We start from the raw sequence: 14,227 nt of genomic DNA, 5'->3' as shown, positions 1-14,227 counted from the left end.
CCCGACCCTACAGCGATATTTGTTCTTGCTTTGTTCGTTTCGATGCGCTAGGAAAATAATCAGAGCGGAACGAAGTCGCAAATCGGTTCCGAGGAGATTTCCATGACCGAGCTGTCTCAACTCAGGCAGGGTGCCTTTGCGCCCGCCAATAGCGCAGAGCTGGCTGAAGCGATCGTCACCGGTACGGGTGCCAGAATAGACGTCGATCGTCGGCGGGGACGCGGTGCCGCCCTCAACATGAGCGGACGTTTCGAACCGCGGACGCGCGAAGTGTTCGACGACGGCTGGCAGACGCTTGAGGAATTGCCGCCGTTCAGGACGGAAGTTCAGGTCGAAAAACCCCGCAACGTCATCACCCGCAACGAGTCGCCGGACATCTCCTTCGATCGTTCCATCAATCCTTACAGAGGCTGCGAGCACGGCTGCATCTACTGTTTCGCGCGGCCGACGCATGCCTATATGGGGCTCTCGGCGGGGCTTGATTTCGAATCGAAGCTCTTCGCCAAGCCGGACGCGCCCCGCTTGCTGGAACGGGAATTGGCGAGGCCGGATTATAAGGTGCGGCCGATCGCGATCGGCACCAACACGGATCCCTATCAGCCGATCGAGAAAGAGTGGCGCATCATGCGCCAGATCCTCGAGGTGCTGAAGGCCGCCAATCACCCGGTGATGATCGTTACCAAGTCGGCCCTGGTGACGCGCGACATCGATCTCCTCGCACCGATGGCGGAAAAAGGTCTGGCGCGCGTCGGCATTTCCGTGACCACCCTCGACCGCAAGCTGGCGCGTGCCATGGAGCCGCGGGCATCGACACCGCCAAAGCGGCTCGAAGCCATTCGCGCGATCTCTGAAGTAGGCATTCCCGCCGGCGTGATGGTGGCACCAATCATTCCCGCTCTCAACGATCATGAGATAGAGCGGGTGCTCGATGCCGCGAAAACGGCGGGCGCTACGGAAGCAAGCTACGTTCTCCTACGGCTGCCGCTGGAAGTTAGCCCGCTCTTCCGTGACTGGCTGCTCAGAAACTATCCGGACCGCTACAGACACGTGATGTCGCTCGTCCGCTCGATGCGCGGCGGCAAGGATTATGACGCCGAGTTCGGCAAGCGGATGAAGGGCGCCGGTCCCTATGCCTGGCAGATCGGCCGCCGCTTCGAACTTGCCGCCAAGCGCCTGGAGCTCAACCTCACCCGTCGCCAATTGCGGCACGATCTCTTCGTGCCGCCGCTGGGAATGGGAGTGCAGCTGTCGCTGCTTTAATGCATGTCGCCCAAAAGTGTGCAGCGGTTTTGGGATGACGACATGCACAAAAACAAAGACCTAAAGCGCGCCGCGTGAATGCGTTTGAACGCGACGCGCGTTAGGAGGGTGCGAGACGAGCCGCGAATGTGTGGGGGAGCGAAAAGACCCTCTCATCTCATATTCAGTTCCGGCGCCACCCTTGCCTCAGGATGGCGCTGGCTTTCCTCCCGGTTTACCGCCGCACACGTACCGGGGGGCTTGAAGGGAATCGGGCGAATATGCGAGGGTCCCCCGCATGTCACGTCGCAAGTCGCCCGATTCCCCGCTTTTTCAACTTGAGCCGGTGCTTCCGGACTTCAGCTTCGAAATCGCCGCCAAGCGGGATGGTTTTTGGCCGGTCGCCGGCGCCGACGAAGCCGGCCGCGGCCCGCTTGCAGGTCCGGTGGTGGCAGCAGCCGTCATCCTCGATTCCGAGGCCGTGCCGGCCGGTCTCAACGACAGCAAACTGCTGACGGCCGAGCAGCGCGAGGCCTTGTTCAACGAGATCATGGCGACGGCGACCGTGTCGATCGCCTCGTCCTCGGCGGCACATATCGACGCAACCGACATCCTCAAGGCAAGCCTCGACGCCATGCGCCGCGCGATCGACGGCCTGTCCGTGGCGGCGCGCTTCGCACTCATCGACGGCCGCGACGTTCCGCAGGGCCTCGCCTGCCACGCGAAGGCGATCATCAAGGGCGATTCCCGCTCCGTGTCGATCGCTGCCGCCTCCATCGTCGCGAAGGTCACCCGCGATCGCATGATGGCCCGCGCCGACGCGACCTTTCCCGCATACGGCTTTGCCATGCACGCAGGCTATGCCACGGTCCGGCACCGGAACGCCATCGACAGCCATGGACCGTGTTCGCTGCATCGGATGAGCTTCCGCCCGTTTCGGCAGGAGCAAGAGCAACCCATGGCAATGAGCGCCGAACCGCTCGAAGTCAGTTCCTGACGAAGAACCCCTTCTCTAGTGCCCGTGCCAAAGAAAAAGCCCCGCCGAAGCAGGGCTCTTAATGCGCGAAGTGTAAATTCGGAGCTTAGTTCAGGCGTCCCTTGACCTCGCCGAGCGCCTTCTGGAAGAGGGCGTCCTGTGCGCTCGCGTCGGTCTTGGTCGCAAGCACTTTCTCGGCTGCGCTGATCGCGAGATCGACGGCTGCCGCGCGAACCGCGTTGATTGCGTCGCTTTCGGCCTGCTTGATCTTCTGTTCGGAAAGGGCCGTACGGCGGGTGACGTAGTCCTCGGTCTTCTGCCTGGCTTCCGCCGCCAGCATCTCCGCCTCGCGCTGGGCGGCAGCGACGATGTTGGCGGCTTCCGCCTCGGCATCCTTGCGCTTGCGCTGGTATTCGGCAACCAGGGCCTGGGCTTCCTCGCGCAGGCGCTTGGCTTCCGCAAGTTCGTTGCCGATCTTGTCGGCACGCGCGTCGAGCGCTTCGGCGATCTTGCCCGGCACCTTCAGATAGGCGATGAGAGCGAAGAAGAGGATCAGGCCGACGAGGGCGTAGAAAGTCGCATCAAGTGCCATTGTTCCCTGCCCCTCAGTTGCCGGCTGACGCCTTGACCGCCGCAGCGATCTCGGTCTTCGTGACGTTGCCGCCAATCAATTGTTTGACGACGGCCGTGGCCGTCTCCTCGGCGATAGCGCCGACATCGGCAAGCGCCTTGGATTTGATCTCGGCGATGCGCGCTTCGGCAGCGGTAATCTTCTTTGTGAGCTCGGCCTCCACGGCCGCGCGGTCGGCATTCGCCTTGCTCTTGGCGTCTTCGCGGGCCGTGTCGGCAATCGAGTGGCCCTCGGCCTTGGCATTCGCCAGTTCCTGCTCGTAGGAAGCGATCGCGGCATCGGCCTGGCCCTTTAAGCGGGAGGCTTCATCGAGATCGTGGGCGATGCGGTCATGGCGCTTTGCGAGAATCCCGCCAATGCGCGGAATGATGACCTTCGACATCAGGAGATAGAAAAGCCCGAAGGTGATCGCCAGCCAGAGCAGCTGCGAAGCGAAATGAGTCGAATCGAAGGGCGGGAACACGCCGGAACCATGCTCGCCTTCGTGGGCCACACCCGTTTCGGTGTGCACCTCACCGGCCGCAGGGGCATCGTGTGCTTCGGCGCCTTCAGTGGTGGTTGACTGCTGGGCATAGGCCGCGGTCACAAACATGCTCACCTCCAAGGTGCACTTAAAGATATGCGCGGCCGCGAACCCGAGGGACCGCGGCCGAAGCTTCAGCCGTTATTAGACGGCGAAGAGGAGGAGCAGGGCTACGAGCAGCGAGAAGATGCCCAGAGCTTCCGTAACGGCGAAGCCGAATACGAGGCGGCCGAACTGGCCGTCAGCAGCCGACGGATTGCGCAGAGCGCCAGCGAGATAGTTGCCGAAGATGTTGCCGAGGCCGAGAGCCGTGCCGGCCATACCAAGGCATGCAAGACCTGCACCCAAGAACTTTGCTGCTTCCGCGTCCATGATTGACTCCTTCGAATGGTGTTGCGGCTTAGGATTTGCGCCCCGGGCGGCTGAAGCCGACCGGAAGCGAGCGACTGTTATTCCTTAGTGGCTTCCCGGGTGGACAGCGTCGTTGAGGTACATGCAGGTCAGTACCGCAAAGACATAGGCCTGGAGGAAGGCGACGAGGAACTCAAGACCGGTGAGAGCGACGGTCATGATGAGCGGCAGGATCGCGCCACCGATGCCGAGCGCACCGAAAGCGCTGAGCGAGGCGACGAAGCCTGCGAAGACCTTCAGCGTGATATGGCCGGCCAGCATGTTTGCGAAGAGACGGACCGAGAGGCTGATGGGCCGGGATAGGAAAGAGATGACTTCGATCGACACCACGAGCGGCAGCAACGCGCCCGGCACGCCGTGCGGCACGAAGAGCTTGAGAAAGCCCAGACCATGCTTGTAAAAGCCGTAGAGCAGGACCGTGCCGATCACGAAGACGGCGAGAGCGAAAGTCACGATGATCTGGCTGGTGACGGTGAAGAAATACGGGAACATGCCGAGCAGGTTCGCCGTCAGGATGAACATGAACAGCGAGAAGACCATCGGGAAGAACTTCATCCCATGGCTGCCCGCCCCTTCGCGAAGCATCGAGGCGATGAACTCGTAGGACAGTTCAGAAACCGACTGCATGCGCGTTGGGATGACGCCGCGCTGAGAAGTCGTCAGGTAGAGAAAGCCCGCGGCAGCACCGACGGTCGCCACCATGAACAGCGACGCATTGGTGAAGGAAAAGTCAATTCCGCCAATCTCGATCGGGACAATCTTGTTGACCAGGAACTGGTGGGTCGGATCGTTTGACACCGCGCTTCTCTTTCGTTCTGCCCGCCCGCAAGCGGAAACCGTGTTTTCCGGTCGGCGCCTCAGGCGCCGTCACCGTCCTTCTTGCTATCATCAGTACCGCCTCCGCGCTGGTCGGGTGTCGCCACCAGACCGGCAGAACGCAGCACATTCAAAACACCGGCACAGAAACCGAGAAGCAGGAGGACGATCATGCCCCACGGCCCTGTACCCGCAAAATGGTCCAAAAGATAGCCCAGGAATGCCCCGACCACGATGCCGGCGATGAACTCGCTGGAGAGCTTCATCGCTGCTGCGTAGCCTTTGCGGCTCTCCGCGCTTCGAACCTCCGCCTCGTCCGAAACATCCACGCGCTTCGACGCGATGTCCTCGCCAAGGCGCTTCAGCCGCGCTTCCAGACTTTCTTCCGGCTTCTCCGTCACATGGCTCCCCTTTTGCAGCCCCACGCGGTCGAACGCGATCTCGGTCATACAAACGGCCGGTGCTCAAGCCACGGTTCGGCCCCATTTGAAGTCGCGCGCAACATAGTTTTAGGCACCCGCATAGTCAAGGCATGCGGGGGCATAGAGGGTGGACAATGTTTGTCAGGTTTTTCAACGGCTTAATGGAAATTTGCGGCACCTGCGACAAAGCTGCACCGGGAATCGCCCTCATTCATCGGAGCCGCTCTTCGCCTCACAGGCGTGACTTGTGCGGAATCCTGTGGCCGATCAACTCCAGCCGCCGCCATAGGTCCGATAGAAGATGTGCAGACCGATCTGTCCCACGCGTTTCATGGTCTTCGCCCAGGCGGGCTTCACATAGGTGGCATGGTAGTGTGTCGCAGAACCGACTTCCGGGAGCCAGATCTTTCCGGCGGTGACCGCCATCGCGACCTCCTTTGCGGTCTTCCAATGCGAACGCGAATAGATGAGATCACGGATCATGTCGCAGGCGAAGGAGAACTGGCAGCGGTTGCGCCAGGCCTTGTTCTGATAGACGACGCCGCAGATGGTCTTCGGGTAGGTGGGATTGCGCACCCGGTTGAGAATCACTTGGGCGACTGCCGCCTGCCCCTTCACCGATTCGCTGCGCGCCTCGAAGTAGATGCCTTCGGCAAGACAGGTCTGCTCCTCCTTGCCGAACACCGTCGCCGGCAAGGCCGTCGCCGCCCAGGCATGATCGTCGGGGGAGATGTCCGGGATGAACCGTCCACCGTTCTTGTCTTGGCGAAGGATCGAATCGAAAGGCGATTCACGCGCATAGTCCGGCTCCGGCCGGACGTAGGCAGTGGCGAGGATGTCGGCATCGCGGTTGGTCACGAGCTTGGCAAGCATGGGCGAAACGCCCGGGTCCGGCCGCGGCGGCTTCCTGCGGTAGAAGGCCGTGGCGATCTCGATCTCCTTGCCAATGATCTTCGGCTTGGCGAAGGCCATCTTCTCCGCCCCGTCGAAATCAGGCTCCATCAGGAAGCTCGTGCGCTTCAGGATCGAGCCGGCGCTGAAGTCCTTCGGCGGCGTTACCGGCGTGACGGCGACGATTCGGCCCTTCTTCAGCTTGCGGGTGACGCGGTCCTCGTCGGGAGTTCCGCCCTGATGCTTCGATTCGGCCGTCAGGGCCACGCGCCTGCCATCGGAGAGCGTCATGCCGGCGCCGCCGTCGAGCCCGCCGGTCGTGATCGGATCGGCAAACACCATGTCGACGTCGTGAAGCGATCCGGCCGGCGACCGGGTCAGATACATGCGCCAACGCTCGCCGCCCCGGTTGATGCCAGAAAGAAAGGTGGCGAGATCGGAATAGGCAGCGACCGACGGAAAGCCTAAGAAAATGGCGAGGCCGATGATGGCCGGGGCGCGCCAGGCGGAGAAGGACAGGCGAAACTTGCGACGCGACTGCTTACTCCTACGCATCATACCGCTCCACGCAAATCTTACTGGCGCACGCGTTCTCGCAAGCCGGCTCTAATTTGAAACCGGCCTGACGACGACATGCAGGGACGCTAAGATTTTGAAGCGTCCGGACGGTTGCCCGGGGTCGCTTCGTTCGAGCCTCGAAAATGAAGCATTAACCTTGATGTTTGGTTAATGCGGCTGAGTGGCGAAGCTCGTCAAATGATCACGTGGGAGCCGAGTTCGACGACGCGGTTGGTCGGCAGGCGGAAATAGTCGGAAGGATCGATGGCGGCATTGGCGAGCGCGATGAAGAGGCGATCCTGCCAGTGCGGCATGCCCGACTGGGCGTCGGGCACGAGCTTGCGGCGGCCGAGATAGAAGGAGGTCGACATGATGTCGAACTTCAGGCCGGATTTGCGGAAAAGGCCGAGCGCCTGGGAAACGTTCTGCGTTTCCATATAGCCGAACCGCATCTCGAGTTGGGTGAAGCGCTCCGACAGCGGCAGGACGCTGACGCGCTCTTCCTTGGGCACTTTCGGGGTGTTGGCGGTGCGGACCGTCAGGATGAAGTTCTGCTGGTGCAGGACGTGGTTGTGCTTGATGTTGTGCAGGAGGGCGGCGGGCGTCGAATCCGGATCGCTGGTCAGGAAGATCGCCGTGCCCGGTACGGCGACCGGCCCGTGCTCGCTCTTGCGTTCGATCGAGTTTATGAAGCTCGCGAGCGGAATGTCGATATGGCGGGTCTTGTTGTGGAGGATCTCCGTGCCGCGCTTCCAGGTCCACATGACGATGATGAAGGTCGCCGCGATCAGGATCGGCACATAGCCGCCGTCATGGATCTTCAGCATGTTCGCGCCTAGGAAGACGAGCTCCAGCGTGAGGAGCGGCAGCAAAGCGGCGGCGGCCCACCAGCCGGACCAGTTCCAGCGCGCGCGCAGAAACTCGAAGGCGAGCATCGTCGTCACGACCATGGCGCCGGTCACGGAGATGCCGTAGGCGGTCGCAAGCGATTCCGAGGAGCCGAAGACGAATACGAGTGCCATGACGCCGAACATCAGCAGCGTGTTGACATTGGGCAAATAGATCTGGCCGGTGTGGGTTTCGGACGTATGGAAAATCGCCATGCGCGGCAGGAAGCCGAGATGGATCGCCTGGCGCGTCAGCGAGAAGGCGCCGGTGATCACCGCCTGGCTTGCGATGATGGTCGCTGCGGTCGCAAGTATGACGACTGGGAGCAGCGCCCATTTTGGGAACATCAGGAAGAACGGATCGGACATGGCCTCCGGATGCTCGAGCACGAAGGCGCCTTGGCCGAGATAGTTCAGGGTCAAGGCCGGGAAGACGATGGTGAACCATGCCCATTGGATCGGCCGGCGGCCGAAATGGCCGAGATCGGCGTAGAGCGCTTCCGCTCCCGTCACCGTCAGGAACACGGCGCCCAGCACAATGATGCCGACATAGCCCTCAGTGAACAGGAATGTCACCGCATAAAAGGGGTTGAAGGCGGCGAAGATCGACAGATCGTCGGCGATATGCACGAGGCCGATCCCGCCCATGACGAGGAACCAGACGAGCGTGATCGGCCCGAAGAAATTCGAGACGGCCGCCGTGCCCTTCGACTGGACGGCGAAGAGAAGCAGCAGAATGACGACGGCGATGGGAACGACATAGTCCGAAAGCGCCGGCGTCACCAGTTTCAGGCCCTCGACAGCAGAGAGGACCGAGAGCGCCGGCGTGATCATCGCGTCGCCGATGAAGAGCGCCGCCCCCGCGACGCCCATGAAGAACAGAATCGGCGCGTGACCGTTGGCTGTCTTCATCAAAAGAGCGAGCAGCGAGAGCGTGCCACCCTCACCCTGGTTGTCGGCCCGCAGCAGGAAGAGCACATATTTGATCGTCACGATGATCGTCAGCGACCAGATCATCATCGAGATCAGGCCAATGATCTCCGCATCCGTGACGCCGTCATGGGCGACCGGGCGCAGCGCTTCGCGGAAAGCGTAGAGCGGGCTCGTGCCGATGTCGCCATAGACAACGCCGATCGAGCCAAGCCCAAGCGCAAGCAGGCGGCGCAGGTTCTCGGATCCATGTGCGGCAGGGGCAGACGACTGAGACATGGTATCCAACAGGCTCCTTAGAGCCAGCCTTTCCAGCGGAAGAAGAAAAACGGGATCACGGCCGAGAGCACCATGGCCGCGAGCGCCCAGGGATAGCCGAACTGCCATTCGAGTTCCGGCATCACGCGAAAGTTCATGCCATAGACCGAAGCAACCAGCGTAGGGGGCAGGAGGACGACCGAAGCGATCGAGAAGATCTTGATGATGGCATTCTGCTCGACATTGATGAGACCGAGCGACGCATCGAGCAGAAAGGTAATGTTTCCCGAGATGAAGGCCGCATGTTCGGAAAGCGACTGGATATCCCTGGAGATCGAGCGGCAAAGCTCGCGGCTGTCCTTGTCCTCCTGCACTTCCGGCACGGTGTAGAGGAAGGTGAGCAGCCGCGATAGGGAAGCGAGGCTATCGCGCGTCTTCGCAACCAGCCTGTGGTGGCCCGCCACATCGCGCAGGCGAGCTTCGAGAAATTGCGGCGGCCGGCGCCGGCCCGCAGCCCTGTCGCCGAACACCTCGATCGACAGGTCATCGATCTTGACGACGGCCTGCTCGAGAATTTCCGACGTCCGGTCGGTGATCGTTTCCAGCAGCCGGGTCAGCAGCACCACGCCGTTGCGGCAGCCGTTGGGAATCCGATGCAAGCCCGCCTTGAAGAGGCCGAAGGCGCGCGGCTCCGCGTAGCGGATCGTCACCAGTCTGCCTCCGGAAAGGATGAAGCCTACATCCGTCAAGCCGGGAATCTGGGTTTCGCTGCGATAAACCAGCGACGCGGTCATGAAGACGGCGCCCCCTTCGACATAAAGGCGGCTCGACGGCTCTATGCCCTTGAGATCGTCGCGGGTCGGAATGGAAATTCCGAGCAGCCCCTCCATCATGTGTTCTTCGGCCCTGGTCGGCTCGACGAGGTCGATCCAGACGATCTCCGGGCGCAGGGCGGCTGGCGGTTCGGCCGTCGTAAGGGCGACGGCTTCGCCATTGACGCAATAGCCTGAGATCATGCGGCCGCCTTTTGGGTGGGACCGACAGGAAAGAAGGATGAAGGATTGAAACGATCAGCCGCCACAGGATTTCCACAATGCCGATTCATCTGATGCAGACTTCCGCCCCACGACATCTCCCCTTGGCTGAAATCTCCGGTGAGGGACGGTGTGCGCCTGCCTCTGCGCGAGCGGCAAGCCATATGGCGCAACACTCGGGCAAAATCAATGCTTTTTGCAGATGCCGACCTCGGCGGCACATCACGCCTCGTTGCGAACGGTGCCGGACCCTACGTCATATTTTCCGCAAGCGGTACCTTCCCGCGAAAGAAAAAATAGCGCGGTCTGGTTCTGCCCCACCGATGGTCTATTCGAAGACGATGTTCGGCATCGCCCGGCCTTTGTTCGCCTTCCCGGCCGAGAGCTGTTTCCAGACCCGTTCGGCGATGCTGCGGTAGTTTCGCGCGACCTCACCATCAGGATCGGACACCACCAGGGGTGTGCCTGCATCCGAGGTTTCCCGGATTCCCATGGTGAGCGGGACTTCGCCGAGGAAGGGCACGCCGATGCGTTCGGCCTCCTTGCGGGCACCGCCATGGCCGAAAATATCGTAGCGCTTGCCGGTGTCGGGAGCGACGAAATAGCTCATGTTCTCGACGATTCCGAGCACCGGCACCTCGACCTTGCGGAACATGGTAATTCCCTTGCGCGCATCGGCGAGCGCCAGATCCTGCGGCGTCGATACAATAACCGCGCCGGCGAGCGGCACTTGCTGGGCCATCGTCAACTGCGCATCGCCAGTGCCGGGAGGCATATCGACAACGAGCACGTCGAGTTCGCCCCAGGCCACCTCGCGCAGCATCTGCAGGAGAGCGGACTGGATCATCGGTCCGCGCCAGATCATCGCGACCTCCTCGTCGACGAGGAATCCCATCGACATCACCGGCAGTCCGTAATTTTCCATCGGCCGGATAAGCCGCCCCTCGATCTGCTGCGGCCGGCCGGAAATCTTCAAGAGGCGCGGCATCGACGGGCCATAGATATCGGCATCGAGCAACCCGACCTTGAGACCGTTCGCCTGAAGCGCCAGGGCCAGATTCACCGAGGTCGTCGACTTGCCGACGCCGCCCTTCCCCGAGGCAACCGCGATGATCGCGCCAACGCCCGGGATACCTGCTTTGGCCGGCGCGCCGCCGGCCGGCCGCGGAGCATGCGCGTGAGCCTGCCCGGAAGGCGGCGCCGGCCGCTGTACCGGGGTCGCCTGAGCCGCCGCCTTGCGGTCCGCAGTCAGCGCGACCATGGCCGCCTTCACGCCCGGCATCTCCCGAACGACTCGTTCGGCAGCGGCGCGCATCGGTTCGAGCTCCTTCGCACGATCCGCCGGCACGGTGATCGAAAAATAGGCCTTGCCGTCGGAGATGAACACATCGGAGACAAGGCCCAGATCGACGATGTTGCCCTCCATGTCCGGGCCGCGCACGCTCCGCAGCCTTTCCAGCACCATTTCCCTGGTCACGTCCGGCATCTCGCCCTCTTCTCTCTGCCGCGCCGGCTATTCACCGCCTGTTGGGACGGGACGGTGCTGCCCACGCTTACAATGCGATCCCTTCGAACCGAGTCCGATCCGAGAGTCCTTGTGCAGTAGATAATCGAGGCGAGGCACTTCGCCAATGTTGGAATTGAGAAAATGAAGGGCCGCCAGCCTATCACCCGTGTCCGTACATCCGGGATCACGGGCGGTGGGCGGCGGCCCTTTTCGCGACCTTCTTGGGCGCTGTTCTTTTTAGTCCCCTCTGTGGACCAGCAATGAACAAGCAGAAACCGTGCCAGTTTCAAACGGCGGGGATAAAGCTGCGATTTCCACGGAAATAGGCGAAGCGACGCGAGACGCAGGCCGCGTGTCCGCCCAAATCCTGGGCATGCGTGCTTTTGGGCACAACACTTTGACCGCAATCGAGCAGCTGTCCGTAACGGCGGGCCGAAGGCTAGCTAATATAGCCCTTCTTCATCGCCTTCACGACCGCCTGCGTGCGGTTGACGGCGTCGAGCTTCTTCGTGACATGGTTGAGGTAGTGATTGACGGTGTGCTCGGACAGGCCCAGGATCCCGGCAATTTCAGCACTTGTCTTACCGGCTGCGGTCCAGCTCAAACACTGGATTTCCCGCTCAGACAGGGTCGTGTTGCTGTTCTTCCAAACCGAACCGATCTCGGCGAGCCGGTTATAGACGTGGATCGCGATCATCTGCAGTTCCATCGCCGCGGTCATCGGCAGATCGGCCGCCGGGCCCATGAGAATGACCGCGCCGCGGCCGCCCTCGGCATCATGGACAGGGAAATAGTTGGCCTGAAAGATGCCGTTTTCGCGCAGCATCGCGATGTAGTCCCCGGCAGACGCCGGCTTGCCGCCCTCGCTCTCCCAGTCTTCAAGGGTGATCTGGAACGGCGTCGTGGTCTCCCGCAACCGACGAACGCCCGTGCTGAAACGCAGCATCGACAGGCTGTCATATTTGTTGAGAAGCTCGGCCGGCATGTTGGAAATGACGGTGGCGGCGGAAAGCCGCTCCATGTCGATCGGCGGGATCGAGCAGATGAGGAACGTCTTGAAGCCGAAAATATGCGTAATCCGCCGCATATAACGGATGATATCGAACTGAGTCTCCAGCCTTGCGATCTCAGACGCGAAATCACCGCCCCGGGGTAGATCGATGTCAGTCATCCCGGTCGTCATCGTATCTTGCATTCGCGCGTTCCATGACATTCATCAAGTATCAAATAGCCTGAGCCGCGCATGATTGCCAACAGGTGATCGGCAATGGTCTCCCTTCGCCGCCAAAAGGCTGTGTATTACGTTTCGCGCGGCGGGACGCACGAGGGGCAGGAGCGAGGCTTGTTCTTTTAATTGATCAGGCCGGCCCGCATCGCCTTGGCGACCGTCTGCACACGATTGACCGAATCGAGCTTGCGGGTCGCGCGATTCAGATAGTGGTTCACCGTGTATTCGGAAAGCGCCATGATTCGCGCCATCTCGACGGTCGTCTTTCCGGCCGCAGCCCAGCGCAGACATTCGATCTCGCGTCGGGAAAGGCCGCCCGGCCGGCGCCGGTCGCGCGTTCTGATCTCGGAAAGCCGGCTATAGAGCAGCCCCGCCCAGAAATTGAGGGCCTGCATTTCGTCGCTCGAGACCACCTCCCGGTCTCCGCCAAAGGCAATGGCAGCGCGACCTCCCTTGGCGTCGTGGACGGGAAGGTACAGACCGCGCGGCATGCCAGCCTGCTCGAAAACACTGACGGCGGCCTCGCCCTTTCCGTCCATGCGCCTGCGCGCCAGCAAATGCGCATCATAGGTGAAGGGGATGGTGCTCCGGCGCAGCCGCTGGATAACGGGGCTTCCCTCGATCAGGCCGGCGCTATCATAGCGCCGCAGGAATTCGGCGGGCCAGGACGTGAGCAACGCCTGAGCAGCCAGGCTGTGACAACCGGAGTCGGGAATGGCCAAGACGATGAAGCCGCGGAATCCGAAAGCGTCCGAAATCTGGTCCAGAGCGCGCCTGACATCGTCTTCATTGCCGAGCGCCCCATCGATCGAGCGGCCATCGGGAAGGATCAGTGAATTGATGTCCGCGTTGAAATCCATCATCGTTCCGCTGGCCTCCCACAACCTGTTCACGCCGTTGGCGAGTCCGGCCGGTTCACCGTCCTAATCCGCTCTTGGCGCTTCCGCCAAGGAACACATCCCGCGCGAAACTGCAACCAGTCGTGGAGGCGGGAGTAGCCAGTTGAAGCTAGCGATCTATAGCCGCCTCGTCCAGTCGAAACTTCTAATTTACCGTAAAGCGATGCTTAGCGGCCGCCTCGGCCGGGTCCCAACCGGATTCGGGCCTCCTCCTCGACCTTAGCGGCGGCCTTGCGAACATCCGCCGCCCAGGCCGCCAATTGCGTCATCGTGACGCGATAGGAAGGGCCGGTTACCGAAATACCGGCTACCAATTCGTGCTCCGGAACGACGATCGGCGCTGCCACGCAACAGATCTCGGCTTCATGCTCCTCGCGGTCGAAGGCATGGCCTTCGCGGCGAATCTCTTCAATTTCCGCAAGCAGCGAAGCGGCCGAGCGATGCGTGCGCTCGGTGAACGGGACGAACTGCATCCTTGCCGTGACTCGTTCCAGCGCGCCATGTCCAAGCGACGACAGGGCCGCCTTGCCGATCCCTGTGCAATAGGCCGGCGAGGCCTTGCCGATCTGCGAGCTCATGCGGACCGTCTGGCGGCTTTCGACCTTGTCGACATAGATGATCTCGGTGTCGCGCAATATGCCGAGATGAACCGTTTCGCCAGTGAGTTCATGCAGACGCAAGAGGTGCGGCTCGGCAATGTCGCGAAACTGATTGCCGGACCAGGAGCGATAGGCAAGCTTCAAGAGGCGCAATCCCGGCTCGTAGGAAAGATCGCTTCGCTGCACCAGCAGGCCTTCATCGACGAGGTGCCCAAGCAGCCGATGCAACGTGCCGCGCGGCTGGCGGACGGATTGCAGGATGTCGGTGAACCGCTGGGGCCGGTCGGCCGCCGCGACGGCCTCAAGCACCGCCATCGCCTTCCCTAGCGTGCCGGTCCCCGGCCCTTCGCTTTCCTGCTCGCTCACGATCTTGGGTTCCATTTCATCTGCTTTCGCCCGCTTGCCACCTTGACAGGAT

The 14,227-nt window shown here is 61.8% G+C and carries 14 protein-coding genes; 2 read left to right on the top strand and 12 right to left on the bottom strand.

Features of this window, described 5'->3' with window-relative positions:
- Window positions 1–102 precede the first annotated feature (102 nt).
- A complete protein-coding gene (locus NXT3_RS04315) occupies window positions 103–1,260 on the top strand; it encodes a PA0069 family radical SAM protein (RefSeq protein WP_104838838.1) in 1,158 nt (385 codons plus the stop codon).
- A 277-nt stretch (window positions 1,261–1,537) separates the two neighbouring features.
- Window positions 1,538–2,236 (top strand): ribonuclease HII, encoded by a 699-nt coding sequence (locus NXT3_RS04310; protein WP_104838837.1) that lies wholly within the window; start codon window positions 1,538–1,540, stop codon window positions 2,234–2,236.
- Window positions 2,237–2,321: 85 nt separating this feature from the next.
- Here NXT3_RS04310 and NXT3_RS04305 read toward each other — a convergent pair whose 3' ends face one another.
- The 12 genes from NXT3_RS04305 to NXT3_RS04245 all read right to left on the bottom strand — a co-directional run bounded on the left by NXT3_RS04305 (window position 2,322) and on the right by NXT3_RS04245 (window position 14,190).
- Window positions 2,322–2,807 carry a F0F1 ATP synthase subunit B gene (locus NXT3_RS04305; protein ID WP_037413301.1) on the bottom strand — a complete coding sequence of 162 codons (486 nt, stop codon included), beginning with the start codon at window positions 2,805–2,807 and terminating at the stop codon, window positions 2,322–2,324.
- A gap of 13 nt (window positions 2,808–2,820) precedes the next feature.
- Window positions 2,821–3,438 (bottom strand): F0F1 ATP synthase subunit B, encoded by a 618-nt coding sequence (locus NXT3_RS04300; protein WP_037413300.1) that lies wholly within the window; start codon window positions 3,436–3,438, stop codon window positions 2,821–2,823.
- A gap of 75 nt (window positions 3,439–3,513) precedes the next feature.
- Window positions 3,514–3,741, bottom strand: a complete 228-nt coding sequence (locus tag NXT3_RS04295) for a F0F1 ATP synthase subunit C (protein ID WP_026612986.1) — start codon at window positions 3,739–3,741, stop codon at window positions 3,514–3,516.
- A gap of 84 nt (window positions 3,742–3,825) precedes the next feature.
- Window positions 3,826–4,578 (bottom strand): F0F1 ATP synthase subunit A, encoded by a 753-nt coding sequence (locus tag NXT3_RS04290; RefSeq protein ID WP_037413299.1) that lies wholly within the window; start codon window positions 4,576–4,578, stop codon window positions 3,826–3,828.
- 59 nt (window positions 4,579–4,637) lie between these two features.
- Complete coding sequence (locus NXT3_RS04285) at window positions 4,638–4,997, bottom strand: AtpZ/AtpI family protein (protein WP_097526388.1); 360 nt, start codon at window positions 4,995–4,997, stop codon at window positions 4,638–4,640.
- Between the two features lie 288 nt (window positions 4,998–5,285).
- Complete coding sequence (locus NXT3_RS04280) at window positions 5,286–6,467, bottom strand: cell wall hydrolase (protein ID WP_083853826.1); 1,182 nt, start codon at window positions 6,465–6,467, stop codon at window positions 5,286–5,288.
- Window positions 6,468–6,661: 194 nt separating this feature from the next.
- Window positions 6,662–8,563 (bottom strand): potassium transporter Kup, encoded by a 1,902-nt coding sequence (locus tag NXT3_RS04275; RefSeq protein ID WP_104838836.1) that lies wholly within the window; start codon window positions 8,561–8,563, stop codon window positions 6,662–6,664.
- Between the two features lie 17 nt (window positions 8,564–8,580).
- Window positions 8,581–9,558 (bottom strand): magnesium transporter CorA family protein, encoded by a 978-nt coding sequence (locus NXT3_RS04270; protein ID WP_037413296.1) that lies wholly within the window; start codon window positions 9,556–9,558, stop codon window positions 8,581–8,583.
- Window positions 9,559–9,904: 346 nt separating this feature from the next.
- On the bottom strand, window positions 9,905–11,062 hold the full coding sequence (locus NXT3_RS04260) for an Mrp/NBP35 family ATP-binding protein (protein ID WP_037413295.1): 1,158 nt from the start codon (window positions 11,060–11,062) through the stop codon (window positions 9,905–9,907).
- A 460-nt stretch (window positions 11,063–11,522) separates the two neighbouring features.
- A complete protein-coding gene (locus NXT3_RS04255; RefSeq protein WP_037413294.1) occupies window positions 11,523–12,296 on the bottom strand; it encodes a LuxR family transcriptional regulator in 774 nt (257 codons plus the stop codon).
- Window positions 12,297–12,433: 137 nt separating this feature from the next.
- Window positions 12,434–13,174, bottom strand: a complete 741-nt coding sequence (locus tag NXT3_RS04250) for a helix-turn-helix transcriptional regulator (RefSeq protein WP_037413292.1) — start codon at window positions 13,172–13,174, stop codon at window positions 12,434–12,436.
- A 203-nt stretch (window positions 13,175–13,377) separates the two neighbouring features.
- On the bottom strand, window positions 13,378–14,190 hold the full coding sequence (locus NXT3_RS04245) for an IclR family transcriptional regulator (protein ID WP_176536600.1): 813 nt from the start codon (window positions 14,188–14,190) through the stop codon (window positions 13,378–13,380).
- Window positions 14,191–14,227: the final 37 nt, after the last annotated feature.

Source organism: Sinorhizobium fredii (assembly GCF_002944405.1).
Lineage (GTDB): Bacteria > Pseudomonadota > Alphaproteobacteria > Rhizobiales > Rhizobiaceae > Sinorhizobium > Sinorhizobium fredii_C.
This window is presented reverse-complemented; position numbering and strand designations above follow the sequence as displayed.

What these genes read in the sequence shown, in the direction of transcription:
- NXT3_RS04275 (WP_104838836.1), bottom strand. Translation starts at nt 8,563, where the DNA reads ATGTCTCAGTCGTCTGCCCCTGCCGCACATGGATCCGAGAACCTGCGC.
- NXT3_RS04250 (WP_037413292.1), bottom strand. Translation starts at nt 13,174, where the DNA reads ATGATGGATTTCAACGCGGACATCAATTCACTGATCCTTCCCGATGGC.
- NXT3_RS04295 (WP_026612986.1), bottom strand. Translation starts at nt 3,741, where the DNA reads ATGGACGCGGAAGCAGCAAAGTTCTTGGGTGCAGGTCTTGCATGCCTT.
- NXT3_RS04245 (WP_176536600.1), bottom strand. Translation starts at nt 14,190, where the DNA reads ATGGAACCCAAGATCGTGAGCGAGCAGGAAAGCGAAGGGCCGGGGACC.
- NXT3_RS04310 (WP_104838837.1), top strand. Translation starts at nt 1,538, where the DNA reads ATGTCACGTCGCAAGTCGCCCGATTCCCCGCTTTTTCAACTTGAGCCG.
- NXT3_RS04280 (WP_083853826.1), bottom strand. Translation starts at nt 6,467, where the DNA reads ATGATGCGTAGGAGTAAGCAGTCGCGTCGCAAGTTTCGCCTGTCCTTC.
- NXT3_RS04315 (WP_104838838.1), top strand. Translation starts at nt 103, where the DNA reads ATGACCGAGCTGTCTCAACTCAGGCAGGGTGCCTTTGCGCCCGCCAAT.
- NXT3_RS04270 (WP_037413296.1), bottom strand. Translation starts at nt 9,558, where the DNA reads ATGATCTCAGGCTATTGCGTCAATGGCGAAGCCGTCGCCCTTACGACG.
- NXT3_RS04260 (WP_037413295.1), bottom strand. Translation starts at nt 11,062, where the DNA reads ATGCCGGACGTGACCAGGGAAATGGTGCTGGAAAGGCTGCGGAGCGTG.
- NXT3_RS04255 (WP_037413294.1), bottom strand. Translation starts at nt 12,296, where the DNA reads ATGTCATGGAACGCGCGAATGCAAGATACGATGACGACCGGGATGACT.
- NXT3_RS04305 (WP_037413301.1), bottom strand. Translation starts at nt 2,807, where the DNA reads ATGGCACTTGATGCGACTTTCTACGCCCTCGTCGGCCTGATCCTCTTC.
- NXT3_RS04300 (WP_037413300.1), bottom strand. Translation starts at nt 3,438, where the DNA reads ATGTTTGTGACCGCGGCCTATGCCCAGCAGTCAACCACCACTGAAGGC.